Origin of the sequence: Nostoc piscinale CENA21 (assembly GCF_001298445.1) — a bacterium.
Lineage (GTDB): Bacteria > Cyanobacteriota > Cyanobacteriia > Cyanobacteriales > Nostocaceae > Nostoc_B > Nostoc_B piscinale_A.
The window spans coordinates 3837835-3858472 of sequence record NZ_CP012036.1 but is presented as its reverse complement, the minus strand read 5'-3'; the positions used below and the strand labels follow the sequence as shown (position 1 = coordinate 3858472).

Here is a 20638-nt window from a genome sequence, read left to right as displayed (position 1 = left end):
GGGAATACTAAGTAGTAGGCTCAATAGTAAAAACCTGATGAAAGAAAATCATAATCGCCCCAGAGTGTATGATGCTGTGCTTGGTGGTCAAGAAAATGCACCTCCTGGTGCTGTAGTCTTAGGGGGACTAGAAGGTGTTAAAAGACGCTTGGCAAATCCGATAATTGAACAAAAAATTGCAGCACTAGAAGAAGCACTCAAGTATGGCGAAGCAGGTTTAGAACTGGTAATCTGGGCATTAGAAGATAGATTATGGAAAGTACGCCATACAGCTTATTCCCTACTCGCTTCTCGACCAGAACCTATAGTACAAGAAATACTACAGCAATATAGCCATAAAATTGACAGATATGATGCTTTTGTGGCGATGGCGCGTGCTGGCGGCATGTCTGATATCGATACACTAATGGATAATTTAGAACATGACCGTAATAGCGCCACTTGCAAGTTAATTGACTTTACACTTGGCTTAGTTAATACTCATGAGGGTCAAGACAGAATCCGACATTACCTGTTCAACGGTACGCACATACAACGTAACTATGCAGCACTTTACTTTAAACGACGAGGTATTACAGATATTTTACGAGAAGCAGTAAACCGGGGCTGTATTGATAGAGTGCAAGCCTTCTCCAAATAACAACCGCAATGTCAGAAAATTTCAATCAACCGCGAGAATATGATGCAGTTCTGGGTGGAAAAATACCACCGCCAAAAGATGGAGTAGTTTTAGGTGGTATTGCAGGTGTGAAACGGCGTTTGACTAGTGCTATCTCTGTAGAAGAACAAGTTCTAGCTGTTGCGGAAGCTTTAAAATATGGTGAAGTGGGAATCAGGTTGGTGTTTGAAATTATCAATCCCGAATCGGAAAAACTGCAATTCACAATATCATCACTACTAGGACAACAAGCATTAGCAAAATTACAATCCTCTCTAGACACCGAACCAGCCTTAATCTCTGCGGTTGGCGCAAACTACAGTAATTTACAAAAATTACTAACTGCGGGAAAATGGCGGGATGCAGATCAAGAAACTGCGGCTATGATGCTGCAAATTAGCGATCGCAAACCACAAGGATTTTTAGACTCGTCAGACGTTGAAAATTTCCCTTGTGCAGACTTAAACACAATTGAAAGTCTCTGGCAAAAATATAGCAACGGACGCTTTGGCTTTGTTGTCCAAACGCATATCTGGCAAAGTGTAGGCGGTACATCCAATCCCGACTGGGAAGCGTGGTGTCGCTTTGGTAAAGGTGTGGGATGGTTTTCTCAAGGTGCTTGGCGTTATTGGAATGACTTGAAATTCGATTTAAGTGCGCCTGTGGGACACCTACCCCGTGGCGGTGCATTTATAGGTTGGGGGTTAGGGGACTTTTGGACAGGTTGCAGAACCCTGTCTGCGGTTGCAGAGAAATTAGCTAACTGCAAAATAGCCTGAATTTGGGAACACTGGTATGAGTCAGAGGTAAAAAGCGATGCCAGATAATCCTAATCAACCCAGAGAATATGATGCTGTACTTGGTGGACAAGCACCACCTCCTATAGATGGTTTAGTGCTAGGTGGAATTGAAGGCGTTAAGCGTTGTCTTGATAGCAATTCGCAGGAAATTAAAATTGCTGCTTTATCAGATGCTCTCAAATATGGTAGAGAAGGTCAAGAACTTTTGAACCAGATTGTTTTAACTGAAACGGGAGTATTACAGTGGGTGGCTTACGATTTACTATTTCAGTCTTCTACAGAAGATGAAAAACAAAATTTACTACAACATATTCCTTTACAGTCAGAAGCAGGAGTAGACTACAGCAATTTACGTAACTTATTGGCATCTGGAGAATGGCTACAAGCTAACTTAGAAACTAATGAAAAAATTCAGGAAGCTGTAGGGAAGAAATCTCAAACGTATTTCCATTACCTCGATTTGATTGATTTATCACAAACGGATCTGCGAACAATTGATCAACTTTGGGTAAAATTTAGCAATAATCATTTTGGATATAGTGTACAAAAACGCATACTACTAGAGAAAGGCTGGCTTTTTGATGAAAAAAGAAATCATCTCTCCCATCTTTATAAGCCTAACTTGAAGGATAGAAAGGATAGAGTTTTTGATATTTACAAGCAATTTGGATGGATTGCATCAACATTTGAATCATCTCAATTTACTTTTGAGGCATCACCTATGGGTTCTCTACCCATGATTCCTGGTAAAGAAATTAGACGTAGATGGTACTATCAAATTCCGCTAATTATTCGTTCAGATTTGTAATAACTAACGTAAGTTCGGTATAAGCTGAAACCATGATTCAATCGCTGGCTGAAACTTCTATTCTTTCGTACAACTAGCAACGAAATCGTCTTAACCCGAACTGACGTTAACTACAAATAGGTTCAGATCCCCGAATTCTTAAAGAATTCGGGGATCTCGTTTCTTACAAATAAATTACACCCAACGCCCTACTACAACTCGCACTGTTCCATCTGCTAATACTTCTTCGTCCTCAACATTAAAGCCTTGTTCTTGCACTGTTGCCATCAAGGTTTTATGTGCATATTTTTGGCTGATGGAGTTAACAAACTTTTGTTCATTAATTTTTGCTCCCCAAAAGTCAGCAACTATTTCGTAATTTTCACCATTGCGGCGAAAACCTAAGTCATAACCATTTTTTTGGCGAATTACATACTCGGCTTGAGTTTTATCGCCTCGATATCCGCGTACATCTGTGTTGCATTCAACTTGATAGCCTAGTTCTTGCAACACTTCATGGAGAATTTCACCGCGTTTTATTTGAACTTTGATAGTTGTAAAATGAGACATAATTGATGTTAGATTCTAGGTTAAAAAACAGAACCGCCAAGACGCGGAGGGCGCAGAGTTTTTTTTTATTTTAATCAACTTCTAATGGCCCTATTCCTTGTTGGGTTGAGTAGTGCTTTAATTCCTCCACTAACTGAATATCGTTGGAAGCTGGCCTTGCACCTGCTTCTGCTGCCCATTGCTTTAAGGCTTCTATTTGATTGCGGGCGATCGCAGCTAAAGGTACAGTCTGTGCTACAGCCTGTAAAATATCTTCTGTATTGAAGTCTCGCCGTTGTCCTTCTATTCTTGTTGAAAATGCTTGGTGCATAGCATCAATAATTACTTGCTCAATTTCCGCACCACTGAAGTTTGCAGTTTGTTTAGCTAATGAAGCTAAATTAAATTCTCGCAGGCGGTTGGGGCGTAACCGTTGCAAATGAACTTTAAAAATTTCTTGACGTTCGGTTTCTGTGGGTAGATTCAAAAAGAAAATCTCATCAAATCTTCCTTTGCGTAACAACTCTGCTGGTAATATCTGCACGTTATTGGCGGTGGCGACAATAAAAACTGGGCTGGTTTTCTCCTGCATCCAAGTAATTAAGCTGCCAAATACCCGCCGCGATGTCCCGGAATCACCATCAACCCCACTGGTAATATTGCCAAAGGCTTTGTCAATTTCATCAATCCACAAAACGCAAGGTGCCATTGCTTCGGTTAGCTGAATCATTTGGCGTACACGGCTTTCGCTTTCACCCACAATTCCGCCAAATAACCGCCCGGAATCTAATCTCAGTAGAGGTAAACGCCATTCATGGGCGATGGTTTTGGCAGAGAGGGATTTACCCGTTCCCTGTATCCCTACCAGCAACATACCTTTGGGATTAGGAATACCGTAGCGTCTGGCTTCTTCTGTAAAAGCATCTTGGCGCATCAATACCCATTGTTTGAGTTGATCTAATCCCCCAACGCGCTTGAGTGATTCTTGGGGTGTGAAAAACTCTAAAATCCCAGTTTGGCGAATTGCTTGTTTTTTCTCTTCCAACACACCATCAATATCAGACTCATTTACCTGCTGTTTGGCGGCTAAAGCTTTTGCCAAAACCCTAGAAATGCGAGTGCGGCTTAAACCTTGACAAGCTTTGATTAATTGTTCTCGCGCCAAGCCAGCAATATTTAATTTATCTGGAACTACTAACTGGGTAATTAAATAATCGATTTCGCTGACACTGGGCAAGGGAAAATCAACAACTGTCACCTCTTGTAGTAGTTCATCGGGAAGTTCTAAAGTGTGACTGGTGGTGATGATAGTTTTACGCGATCGCTTTAACTCCCGCGCTAAGTTGCGTAATTCCCTGACAATGGGTGCATTCTTCTCAGTGGTAGGATTTTTCACAAACGGATGCAAATCTCGCAGCACAAACATCGCTGCTGTTTGCGAGTCAGCTTTGGCAATGCGTAATAAAGCCGCCATCACAGAACCTTTATCTGCACCATTGTCACTCCAACCCCGCACAATATCCCAAAATAACACCTGTCGCTGAGGCGCAGAACGCGCTGCAACTTGCAACAGCACTTCCTCTACAGGTTCTTCTTCCACAGAAATCACATACAGTAAGGGATACCGCGCCCGAATCATCAAATCAAGTTGTTCTATCAAAGAAGCGTATTGCTGATTCTCGCTGCTATGAGTTCCCGATTGTTGAAAATTGCTCATCTCTCTTTAGGGGTGTGCGGGTGTGGGGTGTAAGGGTGATGAAATGCTAATTACTTAACGCCGTATGCAATTTTCTCTCAAACTCTGATAACTTCGTGTCCTTTGCGTCCTTTGCGGTTCGTTCTTTAATACATTATAACACCGCATTTGTGTCTGATTATACAATCAAAAACATCAAACAGCTTGATCAGGATATTCCAATCTCTCCCTTCCCTTGTCCCCCTCGTCCCCCACATCCCCTACCCCTCCGTCGCCAACCAAGCACGTAAAACCTCCGCCACCGTCCAAGCCTGGGCAGTACAGCCGCGCGGAGTCATTGGTGCATCGCCATCAAAAATTTCGCTGAGACTGCCAACACCGGATGCGGTGAGATGATTTGCCATTGGTTCTAAGAATTGCCGCGCCTGTTGTGGATTTTTGTAAACACGTAAATGGGCGAGGACGAATGGCCCCAACAACCAACCCCAAACAGTCCCCTGATGGTAAGCACCATCACGAAGATACTGATTACCACCGTATATTCCCTGATATTGGGGATGTTCAGGGGAGAGCGATCGCAATCCATGAGAAGTCAGCAGCATTCTGCCACAAACATCTACCACACTCTTTTGTTGGGCAGAGGTAAGGGGGCTTTCTGGTAACGATACAGCAAAAATTTGATTTGGACGCAACGCCCCATCATCTCCATCAGGACTATCAATCACGTCATAGCAGTAACCCAACGCCTCATTCCAAAAGCGGGAAAATCTCGCTAAGGCGCGGTCTGCCATTGCTTCATATTCTTGATGGGGTTTACCTAATTGACGGGCAAACTTAGCCATTGTGCGTAGGGAATTATACCACAGTGCATTGACTTCTACTGGTTTACCAATTCGCGGTGTCACTACCCAATCTCCGACTTTGGCATCCATCCAAGTGAGTTGGGTACCTGTCTCACCTGCATAAAGTAAACCATCGGTGGGATCAAGGTGTATACCATAGCGTGTGCCGCGACAGTGCCAATAAATAATATCTGCCAGTACGGGAAACAGTTCACTTAGTAAATGATCGTCGTTGGTGGCATTGTCGTAGGCGCGAATTGCTTCAAAATACCACAGTGTCGCATCGACTGTATTGTATTCTGGCTCTTCACCAACATCAGGAAAGCGATTGGGTAGCATTCCCTGATTGACATACTTGGCAAAAGTGCGGAGAATTGCCCGTGCTACTTCTGGTCGACCAGTGGCAATTGTCAACCCAGGTAAACTAATCATGGTGTCCCTTCCCCAATCACTAAACCAGGGATAACCAGCGATGATAGTTTTGCCGTGAGATTCTTCTGGTACAGAACGGTCAACAATAAACTGGTCAGCCGCCAGTACCAAATGTTTAATCCAGGCGGGAGACTCTTGTGCTGTAATGGGTCGATTACTCTGCCAAATTCCTAATAGTTTCTGTTCTTGAGTGCGCCGTAATTTCAGTGCTGTTTCACCATGTAAATCAATTTGTTTTTCGGTGCTGGCAACAAAGGTGACTGCTTCCCCAGGATGGAGAGTCACAGCGAAGGTGGCAGCGTGGAGATGGTCTTCTTTGTCGTTTAAACCGCGATAACGTTCTACTGCCAAGTCAAAGTCATAATACCAGTTGTGAACAAGTGTGGCACTGCCTTTGTCACTCAACAAATAAAATGGTTTAGTACCGGGATCAGCCGTCACACAAATTCCTTGTTCGACTGCTTCCACCGACATTTGCCAACCATTGCAGTGGGTGTCGCTGTGATAATCGCGGTAATTTACCATTGCTTTGAGGGTTAGTTGCACAGGTTGGGTAGCACGCCGCAGAGTGTATTGGATATATGTGGTGTTTGCGCCTAACTGCATCCAGATGCGCTTTTCTAGCAAAGCATCAGCCACAGCCAATCGCCACAGGGGAATTGTCCCTTCCAAGGCAAAAGATTCAATGTGTTGATAACCTTGGGGACTCACAGTTTGATTTGCCCAGCGATTTGTGTGTAGAGGATAAGTGCGATCGCCATACAATACAGTTTCATCTAGTTTTGCCAACAGTAAAGTACGACCTAAAGGCGGGTGTAAAGCCGCAATGAGTAAGCCGTGATACCGCCGAGTCAGTAACCCTGCCACCGTCCCAGAAGCATAACCACCTATGCCATTGGTCACTAACCATTCCCGTGTTTCTGCGATGTCGAGATTGCCGCAGATTTCCCGCCCAAATTCCATACACATAAGGCAAACTGAGTGATTTTTTAGGTGATCACCAAAATCTATTGACTACAAATTTGTTTTATAGCAAGCAGGTGATAGGTGATAGAGTTACAAGCCTCAACTATATAGCAACCTTATTTGATATGTGAACAAAAGAGACAAGGGATAGATGTTTGTCAATCATTGAAGATTGCTATATTTCTGGTCTTTTCGGATTCTCGATTCAGTTGTTAGTACTTTTTCTCTAGTATCCCATTGTTATTTTGTCATATTAAATTTACTGAGACAGTTGCATCATAAATTTAAATGTTGATTTGTGGCAAGTTGACCTTTTTAAGAGATACTCAAACTATGTCTTGTATTTTTTGAATGCTAAGTAACAGCATTCTTTCTTTTAGATTGCCAAATCCCTTCCTTTCCTAGCTAGAGAAATTCTTCCTAACTATTCCAAACAGTGTATCTACTGTCGTCAAAACGACTGTAGTATTTTCATCATTTGTTGCAAAATATAACATTCATCAAACTATAAGTATTTATTCACGGTGTTTAAAGTTACCTTTATCAAAAAAAAAAATGTTGTTTGCAATACTTGAATTTAGATTTAACTTATTTTTATGTTGAGATATTTAGCTTACCAAATCAGGATATTCAGTTAAGATTAAGCATGTTTTACTATTTAGTTGCTGGTTCTGGACTGCTAGACTCCCTGGATTAATTTCATCTTGTTATTCAATAGCTGTTAGCCCATACTGCTCCCATGCTGACCTATCATCGCAAGCCTGTGTGCTTATCACTAGTTTCCACTGACCTGCCGTTCTGGTCAGTGGTCGAAACTGCCGGAACATTGTATCAGAAAGATACAGAACGATTTCACTTACTTTTAACTGCACCGCCTCTCATTACTTGTGAAGTAGAAACTTCTCTGAATACAGAAGAAATTTTGCCTCAGAGAAAAAACGCTGCCTACATTCCCAGTAGTCCCAGAGTTTTGTGGCTGGAAATTTCTCCATATCGGGTGATTATGACTATGCAAGGTAATGGCCAAGTAAGTTACCGCCACTTCTGGGAACAAGGGATATACGGTGTCAGCCGTTATTGGTTGCCCACGGAATCTTTACAACCAAATAATCCCATTCGCTTACGAAATTTTACAAAAACATTGAAACTTACGGGTAAACAATTCCCGGAACACTTGCGCCTAGAGTATGAATTGTGGGCAGAAAAAGTCCAAATAGGATGTTACATCCTAAATTTAGAAATTAAACACTGATAATTTCACCTTTTTTCCGATGCCTTTCCCAAGCCGTAGTTTGGGGAAGGCATAATTTTGTTCTCCTACTGTTCCCTTGTCTCCATAAGAAAACTTTCTTCACTAAACCGTATTGGACGATATGACACAAACAGCGCAATTTGTGAATTTCCCGGTATATTTTTAGTTAGGCTCATTACGGATTCATCCACATCTTTTATTTGAATCCTTAGCCTATGCTGTGGCTTTTCGTTTACTATTGTGCAATGTCCGCAAAGATGCGATCGCTCCTCGTCAACGCAGTTCGGTGATCCTGGGTGGGATGCTGGGTGCTTTGATTGGTGCTCAGGTGTTAGTTGCTTTACAACATCTAGATTTAATTTGGCAAAATTCCCAGCAATTCAGCTTACTACTGTATCGCAGTGGTGAGTTGTTTAAATTTTATTTAATTTCCTACGTAATTTTTCGGTTTTTTATTGATTTTCTCAAACCAGATTTTCATACTTTATTTGGGTTAAGTGCAATTCAAATTGCCTGTGTATTGGCTATCCTATATTATTTGCCCAGCATTCCGCAGGTGTTTTATAAGCCCGCCCAAAAATAAAAATTAATTTTTATCTTAAATATCTTTATTAATTTTTAACTCATTTAGATTTACAAAACTCAGCACTCAGCACTTTCAACTCAGCACTCTTGATTAAGGCTGTTTAAGATTTCATGGTCACAGGTTCATATCCCGCCTCATAAGGTGTCACCACAGAGATAAATATCAAAGGTTCATCACCATGATTGAACACACCATGAACACATTGGAGTGGTGCTACAACCACATCTCCGGTGGTAATTATTTTGCGAGAACCGTCTATATCTAAATAATATTCACCACTACCGGATAATATTGTCCAAGTATCCTGACCATTAGGATGAATGTGCGCTCCAATTTCTTGTCCGGGTTTGACATACCATGCAACTACAACAGCATTTGGTGATGCCGTGACAACTGAACGAATTGGTTCACTATCTGTAGGTTGAAAAAAATCAGTACTCTTGAAAATCCTCTCTATATTCATTTTCTGATTAATCTATAGTTGAACAATATACTAGGCTGACTGATAACAAAATTTATAATACGATTAAACAGGTTTTATGAGAGATGTATATTGGTAAATATTCTATAAGTTATTGAGTAAATAAATATTATTTTATATTGATAAATATAGCGCAAATTATTAATTTTAAATTAGTTTTAATAGATTCTTAATTTTGTGTTTTTCGGGATTTTATCTAGTCATATTTTAAAATTCAATCGAGTTGATTAGTGGCAATGTATGATTGTAATGGCATATCAAAACCAAAAAATTAGGACTTACGTAAGAACCCTCTCGAATCTCTTAACTTCGTGTCCTACCCTGCGGGAAGCCCTTCGGGTTCAGCAGTCGCTCATGGGGAAAACCCCCAAGACCGCGCTGCTTCACCGCTATCGCGTCTATGCGCCCTTTACAGTTCGTTTTTTCATGATTTTGCGTAAGTCTTGAAAACAAAGAGTCAGAAGCTGATATTCTGACTCTGAAATGATAAATTATTCTGACTCAAACTTTGCTAGTACAGATCGGCGGAAATAAACAGACCACACTTCGACCATGCTCAGTGACCATCTGGAATTGCTAAAAGGCTTGTGCTATGACTATTCTTTCTTTTTCCTTTTGACCTTTTACTTTTGCTTTGTTGTGCTAGTAGCCACCGTTGCTACGCTGACTTTTAAGCGTTTGAACATGGCTTCTCGCGCTTGTATAGCCAAGTCATCATCTAAGGGTTTGAGTGTGATGGATTGTTGATACTTCACCCGCAACGCAGTTTGAATTAACCAGTCAGCGACAAAAGGATTTTTGGGTAACAGGGGGCCGTGGGAATAAGTGGCGATCGCATTCTGATAAAATGCTCCTTCTGTACCATCTTCGCCATTATTGCCTAAGCCATACACCACACGTCCCAAGGCTTCCACTTTACCTAACTTGGTACGTCCGCCATGATTTTCAAACCCGACGAGATAAGGTTTGCTACCAGTCATCTCTTCTAATTCTTTGGCGAGGCGGGAAGCTGTAACTTCAATTACCAAGTTACCAATGCAACGTTTGGTATTTTCCCCAGGATGGATAGATACTAAATCAAGGATTCCTAAACCTTCGATTCGTTGTCCAAGTCCTGGTTCATAATAATGTCCTAGCAGTTGGGGTGAACCGCAGGTAAAAACTCCTGGTGTCCCATTAGCGATTTTTTCGCGCATTGCGTCAGCTTTTGCGCCTTGCAAATCACGCATCACAATTTCTTGCTGACGGTCTTGTGCGCCACCACCCACAATTACATCTACAGCTTTAATATCTTCGGCGGTGGAATTTTGGTCTAGAGGTAAAACTTTGACGTTGTATCTCCGCCATTGAGCGCGGCGTTCTATAGTGATGACATTACCGCGATCGCCATAGGTACTCATCAAAGTTGGATACAACCAACCAATTGTTAATTCTAATTGTTCAGAAGTCATAACTTTTTACTCATAACTGATAATTTATAACTTTTTTCTTTCTATAGTTGCAGAATCAGGTGTGTATCCAGAACCAAAGATACTGGGGTCAGCATATCGTAAATCTGTCCTCGGTAATGAGTTTGGTAGTTAAAATTTTTAGATGGACATATAGCAATTGTTATCAGACTTCAGTATTTTAGGTCACAGTTTTGTAATTGTCAGACAGCCATAATCTCCACAGGTAACTGTAAATTTACTAAATATTTGGGTAAACAGTTACACTCTTTTTGTGCAAATTTCCCAAAAAGTTAACTTTGTTTAACTAAGCAATAAATTGTGAATATCTCAATGGAGATTATATGCAAGCGATTGAAGCTCCCAATTTGACGGTAATTGCGTATGAAAATGCAGTTCCTGTATCTCAACTACCTTCTATATGGCAAGATATTGCTAACGGAATAGCAGATGTAGGCATCCCTGAACCCCAAAGTTATGTTGAGATGGCACAGTTATTTCAATATAAGTTAGAACAGGGTGATGTTGACTTATTTAACGAAAGTCCAGAATTAGAATATCTCAAATCGTCATTCTCCCAACTATTTGGCAAGTTAGCTTGGGAAACCCTAGAATTTTACGGTTATGACTTTATAAAAACTAACTATCCCGACTTTGCTACACTGCTTCAAGATTTAGAATCAAAGGGCGAAGAATTTGCCAATGAATTAAAAGTAGCGCGGATAGGAATAGAACTTTTTCAAGCGTTTGGCTATGAACTACCAGCGAGTTTTTATCATGTGCATTTAGCACCAATTTACCGCGATCATGTATTTGAAGAACGTGCCTTAAGATTTGATAAGCGAGATATCAAACATAAGCGTTCTTGGGATGCGATATTACACGCAGGTAAGGTTTTTGCGATGCAAATGAAGGTGCAAAGTATCGCCTCTAAATATGGCTTTACTTATCAACATGGTTGTGGTTGTAATTCTCACCTATCTTCGATTGATACATCTAGTGGGGTATTTGAGTATGAATTTAATCCCGAAAAGCGTCAACGGTGGTTGAGAAGTTTTGTTTGGACTGCTTGGTATGAATATGCTTTCTTTCCTATTGTGCCGAATACCAGTTATTTAGTTTAGGAAGCGATAAAGATTTTGAAGAAGTCGTCTTTAATTAGTAGAGGATTCAAACCCACTACTAATTAAAGACGACTAGATTGAAGATTTAATGTGGTGTTTCATCACTTATTCATCCACTAGTGAGGTACTCAGGTAAATTCAGAATTCTGACTCCTGAATTCTATTTTGATTCAAAAAGCTTCCCAATTCCCCATTGCTAAAGAATTTTTCTTCCAGTCAAAACTTCGCGCACTTCTAACATGGCGGAATATGTAGGAAGAATGTGTAAGGTTTCGTTGTCTGGTGTATGCTTGAGGGCAGTTGCGATCGCTTGGCGTAAATCTTCCTCGACAATTAAGTTTAAATTACTCTCCAGAGACTTTTCGCTATAACGCAGACGTAACGCCATATCATAAACGCGATCGCCACTTACTACAATCGTTCCGCCGCGTTCGACTAATTTTTCTGTATCAACATCCCAAATCCAGGATACATCAGTACCATCGGGGGTGCGATCGTTCAACACCATTAATGTAGTTTTATCAGTACTTTGATTCACTACTCGAATAGTTTCATTTGTCCCCACAGGATTTTTTGATAATAAAATCCTGACTTTTTTCCCATCAATTACTAAATCTTCTGCACGACCGAAAGCAGCTTGGAAGTTGTTAATAGTATCTCTAATTGTGGCTTCATCAACACCCAATTCGATAGCCGCAGTCGCAGCCGCTAAAGTATTATATTTGTTGTACAAACCAACTAAAATTTGTCCCCATTCGCTACTTTCTAGAGTTGGTTTACTCTTGCTAAAACCACAACTTGGACAAGTAAAATCTCCCAAGTGAGATAAATAAACGCCTTTGTAATCTAAAGAATGTCCGCAATTAGGACAATAAATAGAATCAACAGCGTGTTGAATAGCTTCAAGATATTGTTCTGGTTCATTCAAACCAAAGAATAACACTCGTTGCGGTAACTGCTGACCGAGGTGAGATAAAGTCGGGTCATCCGCATTGGGAATTACGACTGTTTCTTTGGGGAGAGTCGAAATCACCTTTGTCCAGCGTTTACTGATGGTATCTACTTCCCCGTATCTGTCGAGTTGGTCACGGAACAAGTTTAAACACAAAATAATACGCGGCTGGAGTGGTGTTAACACCTTGGGAACGATATTCTCATCTACTTCCAAAATGGCGTAGTCAGCATCTAGCGTCCCCACCAAGTTAGTATTTTCTAGTAAAGCTGTCATCAAGCCATTTTCTAGGTTTGCACCTGTAGAGTTATGGGCGATGTGGTAGCCTTTACGTTCCAAAATTGTTTTTAACAGCAGCGACGTAGTTGTTTTACCATTTGTCCCAGCAATGATAATTACGCCATTTTTTACCTGTTGACTCAACAATTGCAACAGTCGAGGTTCAATTCGACGCGCAATCGACCCTGGTAATACACTAGCAGCACCTAACCGCAGCGAGCGCACCGCAAATGTTACAGTTTTCGCCACTGATACCGCCAAACCAAGCCGTAGTTTATCTATCAGTTTAATTTTCTTGCCCACTTCTTTACCTTAATCTGCTCGTGTTTGCTAATTAATCTAGTTGCAAATTTAATCCTGTGAGTTTAGCGAATCCTGACTCAAAAAGCCAGCACTTAGCAAATATGAAGTGTGAAAAAGAAATTTCAGACTTCATACTTCATACTTCATCCGTAAGACGTTATCTTAAAAAATAGTGTGCGGGTGTAATTACTTATCCATCCCAGGTTGCCGAATTCAGCACAAACTTACGACAAATCGTAGCTTGCAAGGTTCCTTTTGATGAATATTACAAAATTGATTTTTTTACAAGAACGCATGGCTGACTGGCGACGGTTGGTATCCAAATGCCTGTTGTTGCTTGTGTGTTTACTGATGTTCAGTATTAAACCGGCTTATGCTGGTATTAATGATGATAATTATGATGGCAATATGTTTGTCGTTTATGCTGGCAATGGTTCCTTAGTTCCGCCAAGACAGACACTAGCACAGACTTTAGCAGAAAATAAACCTGCATTTTTAGCATTTTATGTGGATGACAGTAGCGATTGCAAAAAATATGCCATTGTAATCTCTCGTATCCAAGAGTTCTACGGACGCGCCGCCGAGATCATCCCGATTGATGTTGATACAATTCCCATCAAAGAGAAATACAATCCCACCGAACCAGGATATTACTACACTGGTGCTGTTCCACAAGTTGTAGTGTTTAATCAGTCAGGCAAGGTTGTATTAAACAAAAAAGGTCAAGTACCCTTTGAGGAAATAGACGATAAATTCCGAGAAGTGTTTGATTTATTACCCCGCTCTGAATCAGTAGAATTAAAGCGCCGTTCCTTTAATGAATTTAGTAGTGAGTTAGCCAAATAACTGCCAGGGTAGACTGAGATGGTCTACCCTAATTTTTAGTACTGTGGGCTACTGCATCACCAATCAAGCAAAGGATAATGTTTAAATAACCGATTTTCACAACTGCGGAAATTCATAGTCTCAAGTTCAAAACTATTGACCATTGACCCTTGACTAATAACTAATGTCAAAAGTTTACACTACCGAAGAGCTAATCCAAATTTTGGCAGCCGAACGCCAAGCTTGTCTGAAAGGAGAGCGTCTGAAGTTAAAGGTAACAGTCTCTGGCAATCCTGTAATAGACCAGTTTATCAGAACCGAGGGGTTCCAAAAGTTCACTGCCTATCAAGATTTCAAAGCGGCTATTCACAACTATCAAAGAGAACATCAAGTTTCCGGTATTGTCTGGCGCGAAATGACAGTCAAAGGCAAAACCTTGCGCTATCCAGAAGTAGATACCGAATTAGTAGGACTGACTAGTGACATCGCCATATTACAATCTGCCAAAGATTCGATATTGAAGTTTTGGTATGAAGTAACTAGCGATATGGATTTATATTTAAGTTTTAATAACAGTAAGCAATATCAACAAATTACCACCGATGATGTCCAAAGAATTGCTCACAGAACCGAATGGGCAAGTTTATGGAAGTGGGAAAATCCTAACTTTTTAGAGATGATTTTACAACTAGGATGGGGTAATACCGAAGAAGCTAGATATAAACGCGGTAGACCACATTCTGGTAGTGAATATATTCACGCAGTCAACCCAGGCAATTTACCTATTGGTTAATCAAGCCATTTTATATCTTGGATTGAGTTTTATCACAACTACAAAAAATTTCTGAAATTGGTAAACTTTGCTAAATGATAAAATTTCCCTAAATCAGGAAAATCCCTGAAATCGGGAAATCTTATTGACTTGATACTTCTCAATCAAGCACTCTATCTATATCTAAAGTTTACATTTTACAGATAAGTAGTGGTATGAAAGTCCGAGAAGTGATTAAAATGCTAGAAGCAGATGGCTGGTATCTTGTAAGAACGAAAGGTAGCCATCGTCAATTTAAACATCCTGATAAAGCTGGTACAGTAACAGTGTCTGGTAAGTCGAGTGTTGACGTACCAATTGGTACTCTAAAAAGTATCTGGAGACAGGCTCAATTGGAGGTAGATTGATGCGTTATACAGTAGTAATTGAGAAAGGAGACACTAGCTACGGCGCTTATGTACCAGATTTACCGGGTTGTGTCGCTGTGGGTGAAACTTTAGAAGAAGTTAAAACACTGATTGCTGAGGCTATAGAGTTTCATCTAGAAGGAATGCTAGAAGATGGTTTGCCTATCCCTCAACCTACAAGCATTGCCCATGAGGTTGAAGTATTAAATTAAGTTTTATTGAACTAAAAACAGTATGCACTGCCAAAAATAAATCCTAAATTTACGAAAGTTAAAAGGTAGGCTTTTTATCCTACCCTAACGACTAACTAAACTTTTTTAAAATATACTAATCCTAAATGATGTACAAACATCTCTGCCTTGTCTACCTTGTCTCCCTTGCCTCTTTTGTTCCCATATCAAATAGGACTGCTATATAGGCGATCGCTACAGGTCGATACTGCTAAATTTAAAATTAACACCTACCCTTTCAAAGCTTTTCTAAAATTGCGGCGATAGGACGGATTAACGATAAATAAAACAGGCCATAACAAAGATAAAGCAATCCGATTCGGTAAGGATGGTGTAAAGTTAGTCCTGGTAAATCCATTCCAAAACTTCCAACCTAAACCAACATAACCTACTAGCAAAATAAATCCAATTAAGCTGCCATCCATTGTAATCAACTCCGTTTGCTGCTAACCAAAGTAAGTTAAGAATTGTCAAAATCTCTCAACAATTATTAATTTATACTGACAAGCGAGAATTTAGTATTGATTTTCTGACCAGTTGAGGATGCGATCGCATATTTTCTGATTCCAGTGTAAATTAGCATAGCGCACAAGTTCATAAAGCTAAATTATAAAGATAAAAAGAATATACTATTCTAGATTTTTATGTTGTTTTTTCTACTTTCTTGCTACCTCAACAGCATGAGAAACTGTCATAATAAATAAACTCGATTTTTAGAAACATTTCTTCATTTTTCTAGACAGGCTACTGTGTTGAGTAAATATGCTTAACACTTATTAGATGTCTCTTGTGGAAGTTCCTGATTTCAGAACATCTATAAGACACTAAAGATAAAACCGACATATTTTCATAGCTTTACAAATAGCGGAAGCTGCAAATAATTTAGGAGGACTTATGCGTGCAGTACTGATGGCAGGCGGTTCGGGGACAAGGCTTCGTCCTTTAACTTGCGATTTACCTAAACCGATGGTGCCGATTCTTAATCGACCCATTGCCGAACATATTATTAATCTACTCAAAAGACATCAAATCACCGAAGTCATTGCCACATTACATTATTTACCCGATGTTTTGCGCGACTACTTTCAAGATGGTAGTGATTTTGGCGTACAAATGACCTACGCTGTAGAAGAAGATCAGCCTTTAGGTACGGCAGGCTGTGTGAAAAATATTGCCGAACTACTAGATGAAACTTTTTTAGTAATTAGTGGTGATAGCATCACAGATTTTGATTTAACAGCAGCAATTGAATTTCATAAACAAAAACAATCCAAAGCTACTTTGATTTTAACTAGGGTTCCTAACCCGATTGAATTTGGGGTAGTAATTACCGACGAAGAAGGTAAAATTAAACGATTTTTAGAAAAACCATCTACAAGCGAAATTTTTTCAGATACAGTCAACACTGGGACATACATTCTTGAACCCGAAGTTTTAGATTATTTACCTGCTAATACCGAAACTGACTTTTCTAAAGATTTATTTCCGTTACTTTTAGCCAAAAATGAGCCGATGTATGGCTATATTGCCCAAGGTTACTGGTGCGATGTCGGCCATTTAGATGCTTATCGGGAAGCACAATATGATGCTTTAGATACAAAGGTAAAACTTGAATTTGCTTATGAAGAAATTTCCCCCGGCGTTTGGGTAGGAGAGAATACTTTTATCGATGCGACGGCTAAAATTGAAACTCCAGCCATGATTGGCGATAATTGCCGCATCGGGGCGAGAGTTCAAATTGAAGGGGGAACAGTTATTGGTGATAACGTTACCGTTGGTGCTGATGCTAATCTGAAGCGTCCAATTGTGTGGAATGGGGCGTTTGTTGGTGAAGAAGCCCAATTAAGTGCCTGTGTAATTTCCCGTGGTAGCCGCGTAGACCGTCGCGCTCATGTATTAGAAGCTGCCGTGGTAGGTTCGTTATCTACGGTCGGTGAAGAAGCACAAATTAGTACTAGTGTGCGTGTTTGGCCGAGTAAGAAAATTGAGTCTGGTGCAATTTTAAACATCAACTTGATTTGGGGTAATACTGCCCAAAGAAACTTGTTTGGTCAACGTGGTGTGCAAGGTTTGGCAAATATCGACATCACCCCAGAATTTGCAGTGCGCTTAGGTTCGGCTTACGGTTCGATTTTAAAACCTGGTTCTAAAGTAACAGTGTCGAGAGACCAACGGAACATTTCGCGGATGGTGACGCGATCGCTAATTGCCGGTTTAATGTCTGTAGGCGTTGATATTCAAAACCTCGATGCTACCGCTATCCCTATCGCCCGGACGGTTATTCCTATGATGTCGGTGGCTGGCGGTATTCATGTCAGAGTCCATCCCGACCGCCCCGACTACATCTTGATTGAATTTATGGATGGCAAAGGGATTAACATTTCCAAAGCCCAAGAAAAGAAAATTGAAGGGGCATATTTTAAAGAAGATATGCGTCGGGCGTTGATTCATGAAGTTGGCGATGTCGCCTATCCCAGTCAAGTTATTGACAGTTACTGCACAGCCTTTGAGAAACTTCTGCACGTTTCTACCCTTACCAACAGTCGCGCCAAAATCGTGATTGATTATGTTTATGCTGTGTCTGGGGCAGTTTTACCCCAAATGCTGGATAAATTCGGCGCGGATGCAGTGGTACTGAACGCCAGCCTAAATAAACACGCCGTCACCACGGCTGACCGCGAAGCCCTGTTAACCCAGTTAGGTCATGTGGTGGAAGCCTTGAAAGCTAACTTTGGCGTGCAAGTCTCGGCGAATGGCGAACAGCTAATTTTAGTTGATGAATCTGGCTTTCCCATTCGTGGGGAAATGTTAACCGCCTTAATGGTGGATATGATATTAACCTCTAACCCCAGAGGTACGGTAGTTGTGCCAGTTCACGCCTCTAGTGCGGTGGAACAAGTCGCCCGTCGCCACGATGGGAGAGTAATTCGGACGAAAGCTAACCCAACCGCCTTAATGGAAGCTTGCCAAAAGAATTCTAATGTAGTTCTGGGCGGTAGTGGCGACACAGGTTTCATTTTCCCGCAACTGCATCCGGGTTTTGATTCCATGTTCTGCATTGCCAAGATCATTGAAATGTTAACAATTCAAGAGCGATCGCTGGCTACTGCACGTTCAGAATTACCCCGTGTTATTCACAGAAGTCAAACAATTCGCTGTCCTTGGACTGCTAAAGGTGCATTGATGCGCTACTTAGTAGAAACCCACCCAGCCCAAAACCTCGAACTCATCGATGGCGTGAAAATTGGTCAACCATTCGATGACAATTGGCTGTTAGTTTTACCCGATGCCAGCGAGCCATTAGTACATTTATATGCTAATAGTAGCGATCGCGATTGGGTAGACGACACCATCCGCAACTACCGCCATCGTGTGCAAACTTTCGTCGAAAGACAACAAGAATATCACCCAGCCGAAGTTTGAAAATTTCTTTGCTTTGCAAGGGTGTAAGGAAGTTGAAAATCTATATCCTTACACCTTCCGCCTCTAGTAACAAAAGACCTTTAATTCTGTTACCTCTCACCTACTACATTTCATACTTCAGACTTCATGCTTCAGACTTTTTCCTATTTCCTAGGAAGATGTCAGCATCAAGGGTAATCATCTAGCTTGAGGAAGTCTGGTAATTTAAGAACTACCCATGATTAATATCCAAGCTATTTCGATTCCCGACCCCCAAATTCCAACACCGCAACCGAACCCCCTACCAACTCCCGAACCAAAAATCCCCCAACCAGTACCAGAACCCGTACCTGCACCGATCCCACAACCAATACCGGGGCCTATACCAGAAACTGTACCTGCACCAATTCCCCAAACTGTTCCTGGGCCAATTCCCCAAACCATACCTGAACCTGTTTGAATTATCTTAGTAGTTTGAGCCAAAATTTAAAATCTAAAACCCAAAATGCTAAGAGCCGGAATTGTCGGACTTCCCAACGTCGGAAAATCTACTTTGTTTAACGCCTTAGTAGCCAATGCTAAAGCAGAGGCTGCTAACTTTCCCTTCTGCACGATTGAACCGAATGTCGGCGTTGTCTCAGTACCGGATGAGCGGTTAAACGTGCTTTCGCAAATTGCTGGTTCTGCACAAATTATCCCAGCCCGTGTTGAGTTTGTGGATATTGCCGGTTTAGTCAAAGGTGCGAGTCAAGGTGAAGGGTTGGGAAACCAATTTTTATCCCACATTCGAGAAGTAGATGCGATCGTTCATGTGGTACGTTGTTTCGAGAATGATGATATTATCCACGTTGCTGGTTCTGTTGATCCAGCGCGGGATATTGAGATTATCAATTTAGAACTCGGTTTATCCGACTTAGCCCAAATTGAACGCCGCATTGAACGTACCCGCAAACAAGCCCGCACCAGCAAAGACGCTCAGTTTGAAATTACAGTTCTCGAAAAATTAGTAGCAGCCTTAAACGAAGGTAAATCTGTCCGTCAAGTCAGTTTAAATGAAGAAGAAGCAGCCATTATTCAAGGGCTAGGATTGCTTACTAGTAAACCGATTATTTACGCTGCTAATGTTTCAGAAGATGACTTAGCTACAGGTAACGAATTTGTCGAAAGAGTCCGACAAATTGCCTCACAAGAAAATGCTCAAGTCGTCATCGTTTCTGCTCAAGTAGAAGCAGAATTAGTGGAATTAGCTGAAGAAGACAAAGCAGATTTCTTAGAATCTTTAGGTGTGAAAGAAGGCGGGTTAAAATCCTTAATTCGCGCCACTTACACCTTATTAGGTTTGCGGACATATTTCACTAGCGGCCCCAAAGAAACCCGCGCTTGGACAATTAACGCAGGTATGTCTGCACCCCAAGCCGCAGGTGTGATTCACTCTGATTTTGAACGCGGATTTATTCGCGCCGAAACTGTTGCTTATGATGATTTAGTCGCAAGTGGTTCAATGAAAAGTGCAAAAGAGAAAGGCTTAGTCAGAAGTGAAGGAAAAGAGTACATCGTCCAAGAAGGAGATGTGATGTTATTCCTATTTAATGTGTAGGTTAATTAAGGGTATGAGGGTTTAGGGGTGAAGGGGTGTAAGGGAAAAGCCAGAGGTATAAAAGTTGAAGATACCTTAACTCTTACACCCAGCCTCAAAAGTTAATGGTTGTGCGTAAGTTCAATTCATTACTCCTAACCATATACACATAGGAACCTCTGTTATTTGATGCTCAATTATTTCTAATCTCGGCGATCGCAACGTCAACGCAAATTAGCTAAGTAATATTTTTGAGTTTCGTCAAACTAGG

Annotated in this window: 20 protein-coding genes; 13 read left to right on the top strand and 7 right to left on the bottom strand. The window is 41.0% G+C overall.

The window, feature by feature from the left end:
• Positions 1–37: 37 nt before the first annotated feature.
• Genes ACX27_RS16725 through ACX27_RS16715 form a run of 3 tightly spaced genes read left to right on the top strand, consistent with a single transcriptional unit; the run spans position 38 to position 2266 of the window.
• The gene (locus ACX27_RS16725; RefSeq protein WP_062294516.1) at positions 38–640 is read left to right on the top strand and encodes a hypothetical protein; all 603 of its coding nucleotides are present in this window, start codon (positions 38–40) and stop codon (positions 638–640) included.
• An 8-nt stretch (positions 641–648) separates the two neighbouring features.
• Positions 649–1437: a GUN4 domain-containing protein gene (locus ACX27_RS16720; RefSeq protein ID WP_062294514.1), complete on the top strand. Its 789-nt coding sequence runs from the start codon at positions 649–651 to the stop codon at positions 1435–1437.
• 37 nt (positions 1438–1474) lie between these two features.
• On the top strand, positions 1475–2266 hold the full coding sequence (locus ACX27_RS16715; RefSeq protein ID WP_062294512.1) for a GUN4 domain-containing protein: 792 nt from the start codon (positions 1475–1477) through the stop codon (positions 2264–2266).
• Between the two features lie 174 nt (positions 2267–2440).
• Here ACX27_RS16715 and ACX27_RS16710 read toward each other — a convergent pair whose 3' ends face one another.
• The 3 genes from ACX27_RS16710 to ACX27_RS16700 form a co-directional block, all read right to left on the bottom strand.
• Positions 2441–2815, bottom strand: a complete 375-nt coding sequence (locus ACX27_RS16710) for a DUF1257 domain-containing protein (protein ID WP_062294510.1) — start codon at positions 2813–2815, stop codon at positions 2441–2443.
• 70 nt (positions 2816–2885) lie between these two features.
• Positions 2886–4511 carry an AAA family ATPase gene (locus ACX27_RS16705; RefSeq protein ID WP_062294507.1) on the bottom strand — a complete coding sequence of 542 codons (1626 nt, stop codon included), beginning with the start codon at positions 4509–4511 and terminating at the stop codon, positions 2886–2888.
• Positions 4512–4750: 239 nt separating this feature from the next.
• A complete protein-coding gene (locus tag ACX27_RS16700) occupies positions 4751–6733 on the bottom strand; it encodes an amylo-alpha-1,6-glucosidase (RefSeq protein ID WP_062294506.1) in 1983 nt (660 codons plus the stop codon).
• Between the two features lie 736 nt (positions 6734–7469).
• Between ACX27_RS16700 and ACX27_RS16695 the strand changes: the two genes are divergently transcribed.
• Together ACX27_RS16695 and ACX27_RS16690 are read left to right on the top strand one after the other, a co-directional pair.
• Positions 7470–7982 (top strand): hypothetical protein, encoded by a 513-nt coding sequence (locus tag ACX27_RS16695; RefSeq protein ID WP_062294504.1) that lies wholly within the window; start codon positions 7470–7472, stop codon positions 7980–7982.
• A gap of 220 nt (positions 7983–8202) precedes the next feature.
• Positions 8203–8565 (top strand): prolipoprotein diacylglyceryl transferase family protein, encoded by a 363-nt coding sequence (locus tag ACX27_RS16690; RefSeq protein WP_062294503.1) that lies wholly within the window; start codon positions 8203–8205, stop codon positions 8563–8565.
• A gap of 103 nt (positions 8566–8668) precedes the next feature.
• Here the strand turns inward: ACX27_RS16690 and ACX27_RS16685 are convergent, their stop codons facing one another.
• Together ACX27_RS16685 and ACX27_RS16680 are read right to left on the bottom strand one after the other, a co-directional pair.
• Positions 8669–9031 (bottom strand): cupin domain-containing protein, encoded by a 363-nt coding sequence (locus tag ACX27_RS16685; protein ID WP_200929812.1) that lies wholly within the window; start codon positions 9029–9031, stop codon positions 8669–8671.
• 641 nt (positions 9032–9672) lie between these two features.
• Positions 9673–10500: a type 1 glutamine amidotransferase gene (locus ACX27_RS16680; protein WP_062294500.1), complete on the bottom strand. Its 828-nt coding sequence runs from the start codon at positions 10498–10500 to the stop codon at positions 9673–9675.
• Between the two features lie 341 nt (positions 10501–10841).
• Here ACX27_RS16680 and ACX27_RS16675 point away from each other — a divergent pair, with 341 nt between their 5' ends.
• A complete protein-coding gene (locus ACX27_RS16675; RefSeq protein WP_062294498.1) occupies positions 10842–11621 on the top strand; it encodes a hypothetical protein in 780 nt (259 codons plus the stop codon).
• A 196-nt stretch (positions 11622–11817) separates the two neighbouring features.
• On the opposite strand, the gene ACX27_RS16670 is transcribed toward ACX27_RS16675, so the two are convergent.
• Positions 11818–13155, bottom strand: a complete 1338-nt coding sequence (locus ACX27_RS16670) for a Mur ligase family protein (RefSeq protein ID WP_062294496.1) — start codon at positions 13153–13155, stop codon at positions 11818–11820.
• Positions 13156–13413: 258 nt separating this feature from the next.
• On the opposite strand from ACX27_RS16670, the gene ACX27_RS16665 reads away from it, so the two are divergent.
• From ACX27_RS16665 to ACX27_RS16650, 4 genes are all read left to right on the top strand, one after another.
• A complete protein-coding gene (locus ACX27_RS16665; protein WP_062294493.1) occupies positions 13414–14001 on the top strand; it encodes a thylakoid membrane photosystem I accumulation factor in 588 nt (195 codons plus the stop codon).
• 163 nt (positions 14002–14164) lie between these two features.
• Positions 14165–14773, top strand: a complete 609-nt coding sequence (locus ACX27_RS16660) for a hypothetical protein (protein ID WP_062294491.1) — start codon at positions 14165–14167, stop codon at positions 14771–14773.
• Between the two features lie 194 nt (positions 14774–14967).
• On the top strand, positions 14968–15159 hold the full coding sequence (locus tag ACX27_RS16655) for a type II toxin-antitoxin system HicA family toxin (protein WP_062294490.1): 192 nt from the start codon (positions 14968–14970) through the stop codon (positions 15157–15159).
• Positions 15159–15371 carry a type II toxin-antitoxin system HicB family antitoxin gene (locus ACX27_RS16650; protein WP_062294487.1) on the top strand — a complete coding sequence of 71 codons (213 nt, stop codon included), beginning with the start codon at positions 15159–15161 and terminating at the stop codon, positions 15369–15371. Before ACX27_RS16655 ends, ACX27_RS16650 begins: the two co-directional genes overlap by 1 nt.
• A gap of 248 nt (positions 15372–15619) precedes the next feature.
• Here ACX27_RS16650 and ACX27_RS16645 read toward each other — a convergent pair whose 3' ends face one another.
• Positions 15620–15814 (bottom strand): hypothetical protein, encoded by a 195-nt coding sequence (locus ACX27_RS16645; RefSeq protein ID WP_062294485.1) that lies wholly within the window; start codon positions 15812–15814, stop codon positions 15620–15622.
• A 469-nt stretch (positions 15815–16283) separates the two neighbouring features.
• Between ACX27_RS16645 and ACX27_RS16640 the strand changes: the two genes are divergently transcribed.
• From ACX27_RS16640 to ychF, 3 genes are all read left to right on the top strand, one after another.
• Positions 16284–18812, top strand: coding sequence for a mannose-1-phosphate guanyltransferase (locus ACX27_RS16640; RefSeq protein ID WP_062294483.1), 2529 nt, complete (start codon positions 16284–16286; stop codon positions 18810–18812).
• A gap of 217 nt (positions 18813–19029) precedes the next feature.
• Entirely contained in the window at positions 19030–19251 is a 222-nt protein-coding gene (locus tag ACX27_RS33950; protein ID WP_062294481.1) for a hypothetical protein, read from the top strand.
• Positions 19252–19296: 45 nt separating this feature from the next.
• Positions 19297–20388: a redox-regulated ATPase YchF gene (ychF, locus tag ACX27_RS16630; protein ID WP_062294479.1), complete on the top strand. Its 1092-nt coding sequence runs from the start codon at positions 19297–19299 to the stop codon at positions 20386–20388.
• The last annotated feature ends 250 nt before the right edge of the window (positions 20389–20638 follow it).

What these genes read in the sequence shown, in the direction of transcription:
- ACX27_RS16680 (WP_062294500.1), bottom strand. Translation starts at nt 10,500, where the DNA reads ATGACTTCTGAACAATTAGAATTAACAATTGGTTGGTTGTATCCAACT.
- ACX27_RS16640 (WP_062294483.1), top strand. Translation starts at nt 16,284, where the DNA reads ATGCGTGCAGTACTGATGGCAGGCGGTTCGGGGACAAGGCTTCGTCCT.
- ACX27_RS16675 (WP_062294498.1), top strand. Translation starts at nt 10,842, where the DNA reads ATGCAAGCGATTGAAGCTCCCAATTTGACGGTAATTGCGTATGAAAAT.
- ychF (WP_062294479.1), top strand. Translation starts at nt 19,297, where the DNA reads ATGCTAAGAGCCGGAATTGTCGGACTTCCCAACGTCGGAAAATCTACT.
- ACX27_RS16695 (WP_062294504.1), top strand. Translation starts at nt 7,470, where the DNA reads ATGCTGACCTATCATCGCAAGCCTGTGTGCTTATCACTAGTTTCCACT.
- ACX27_RS16710 (WP_062294510.1), bottom strand. Translation starts at nt 2,815, where the DNA reads ATGTCTCATTTTACAACTATCAAAGTTCAAATAAAACGCGGTGAAATT.
- ACX27_RS33950 (WP_062294481.1), top strand. Translation starts at nt 19,030, where the DNA reads ATGATTAATATCCAAGCTATTTCGATTCCCGACCCCCAAATTCCAACA.
- ACX27_RS16650 (WP_062294487.1), top strand. Translation starts at nt 15,159, where the DNA reads ATGCGTTATACAGTAGTAATTGAGAAAGGAGACACTAGCTACGGCGCT.
- ACX27_RS16660 (WP_062294491.1), top strand. Translation starts at nt 14,165, where the DNA reads ATGTCAAAAGTTTACACTACCGAAGAGCTAATCCAAATTTTGGCAGCC.
- ACX27_RS16645 (WP_062294485.1), bottom strand. Translation starts at nt 15,814, where the DNA reads ATGGATGGCAGCTTAATTGGATTTATTTTGCTAGTAGGTTATGTTGGT.
- ACX27_RS16720 (WP_062294514.1), top strand. Translation starts at nt 649, where the DNA reads ATGTCAGAAAATTTCAATCAACCGCGAGAATATGATGCAGTTCTGGGT.
- ACX27_RS16725 (WP_062294516.1), top strand. Translation starts at nt 38, where the DNA reads ATGAAAGAAAATCATAATCGCCCCAGAGTGTATGATGCTGTGCTTGGT.
- ACX27_RS16665 (WP_062294493.1), top strand. Translation starts at nt 13,414, where the DNA reads ATGAATATTACAAAATTGATTTTTTTACAAGAACGCATGGCTGACTGG.
- ACX27_RS16655 (WP_062294490.1), top strand. Translation starts at nt 14,968, where the DNA reads ATGAAAGTCCGAGAAGTGATTAAAATGCTAGAAGCAGATGGCTGGTAT.
- ACX27_RS16685 (WP_200929812.1), bottom strand. Translation starts at nt 9,031, where the DNA reads ATGAATATAGAGAGGATTTTCAAGAGTACTGATTTTTTTCAACCTACA.
- ACX27_RS16715 (WP_062294512.1), top strand. Translation starts at nt 1,475, where the DNA reads ATGCCAGATAATCCTAATCAACCCAGAGAATATGATGCTGTACTTGGT.
- ACX27_RS16700 (WP_062294506.1), bottom strand. Translation starts at nt 6,733, where the DNA reads ATGTGTATGGAATTTGGGCGGGAAATCTGCGGCAATCTCGACATCGCA.
- ACX27_RS16705 (WP_062294507.1), bottom strand. Translation starts at nt 4,511, where the DNA reads ATGAGCAATTTTCAACAATCGGGAACTCATAGCAGCGAGAATCAGCAA.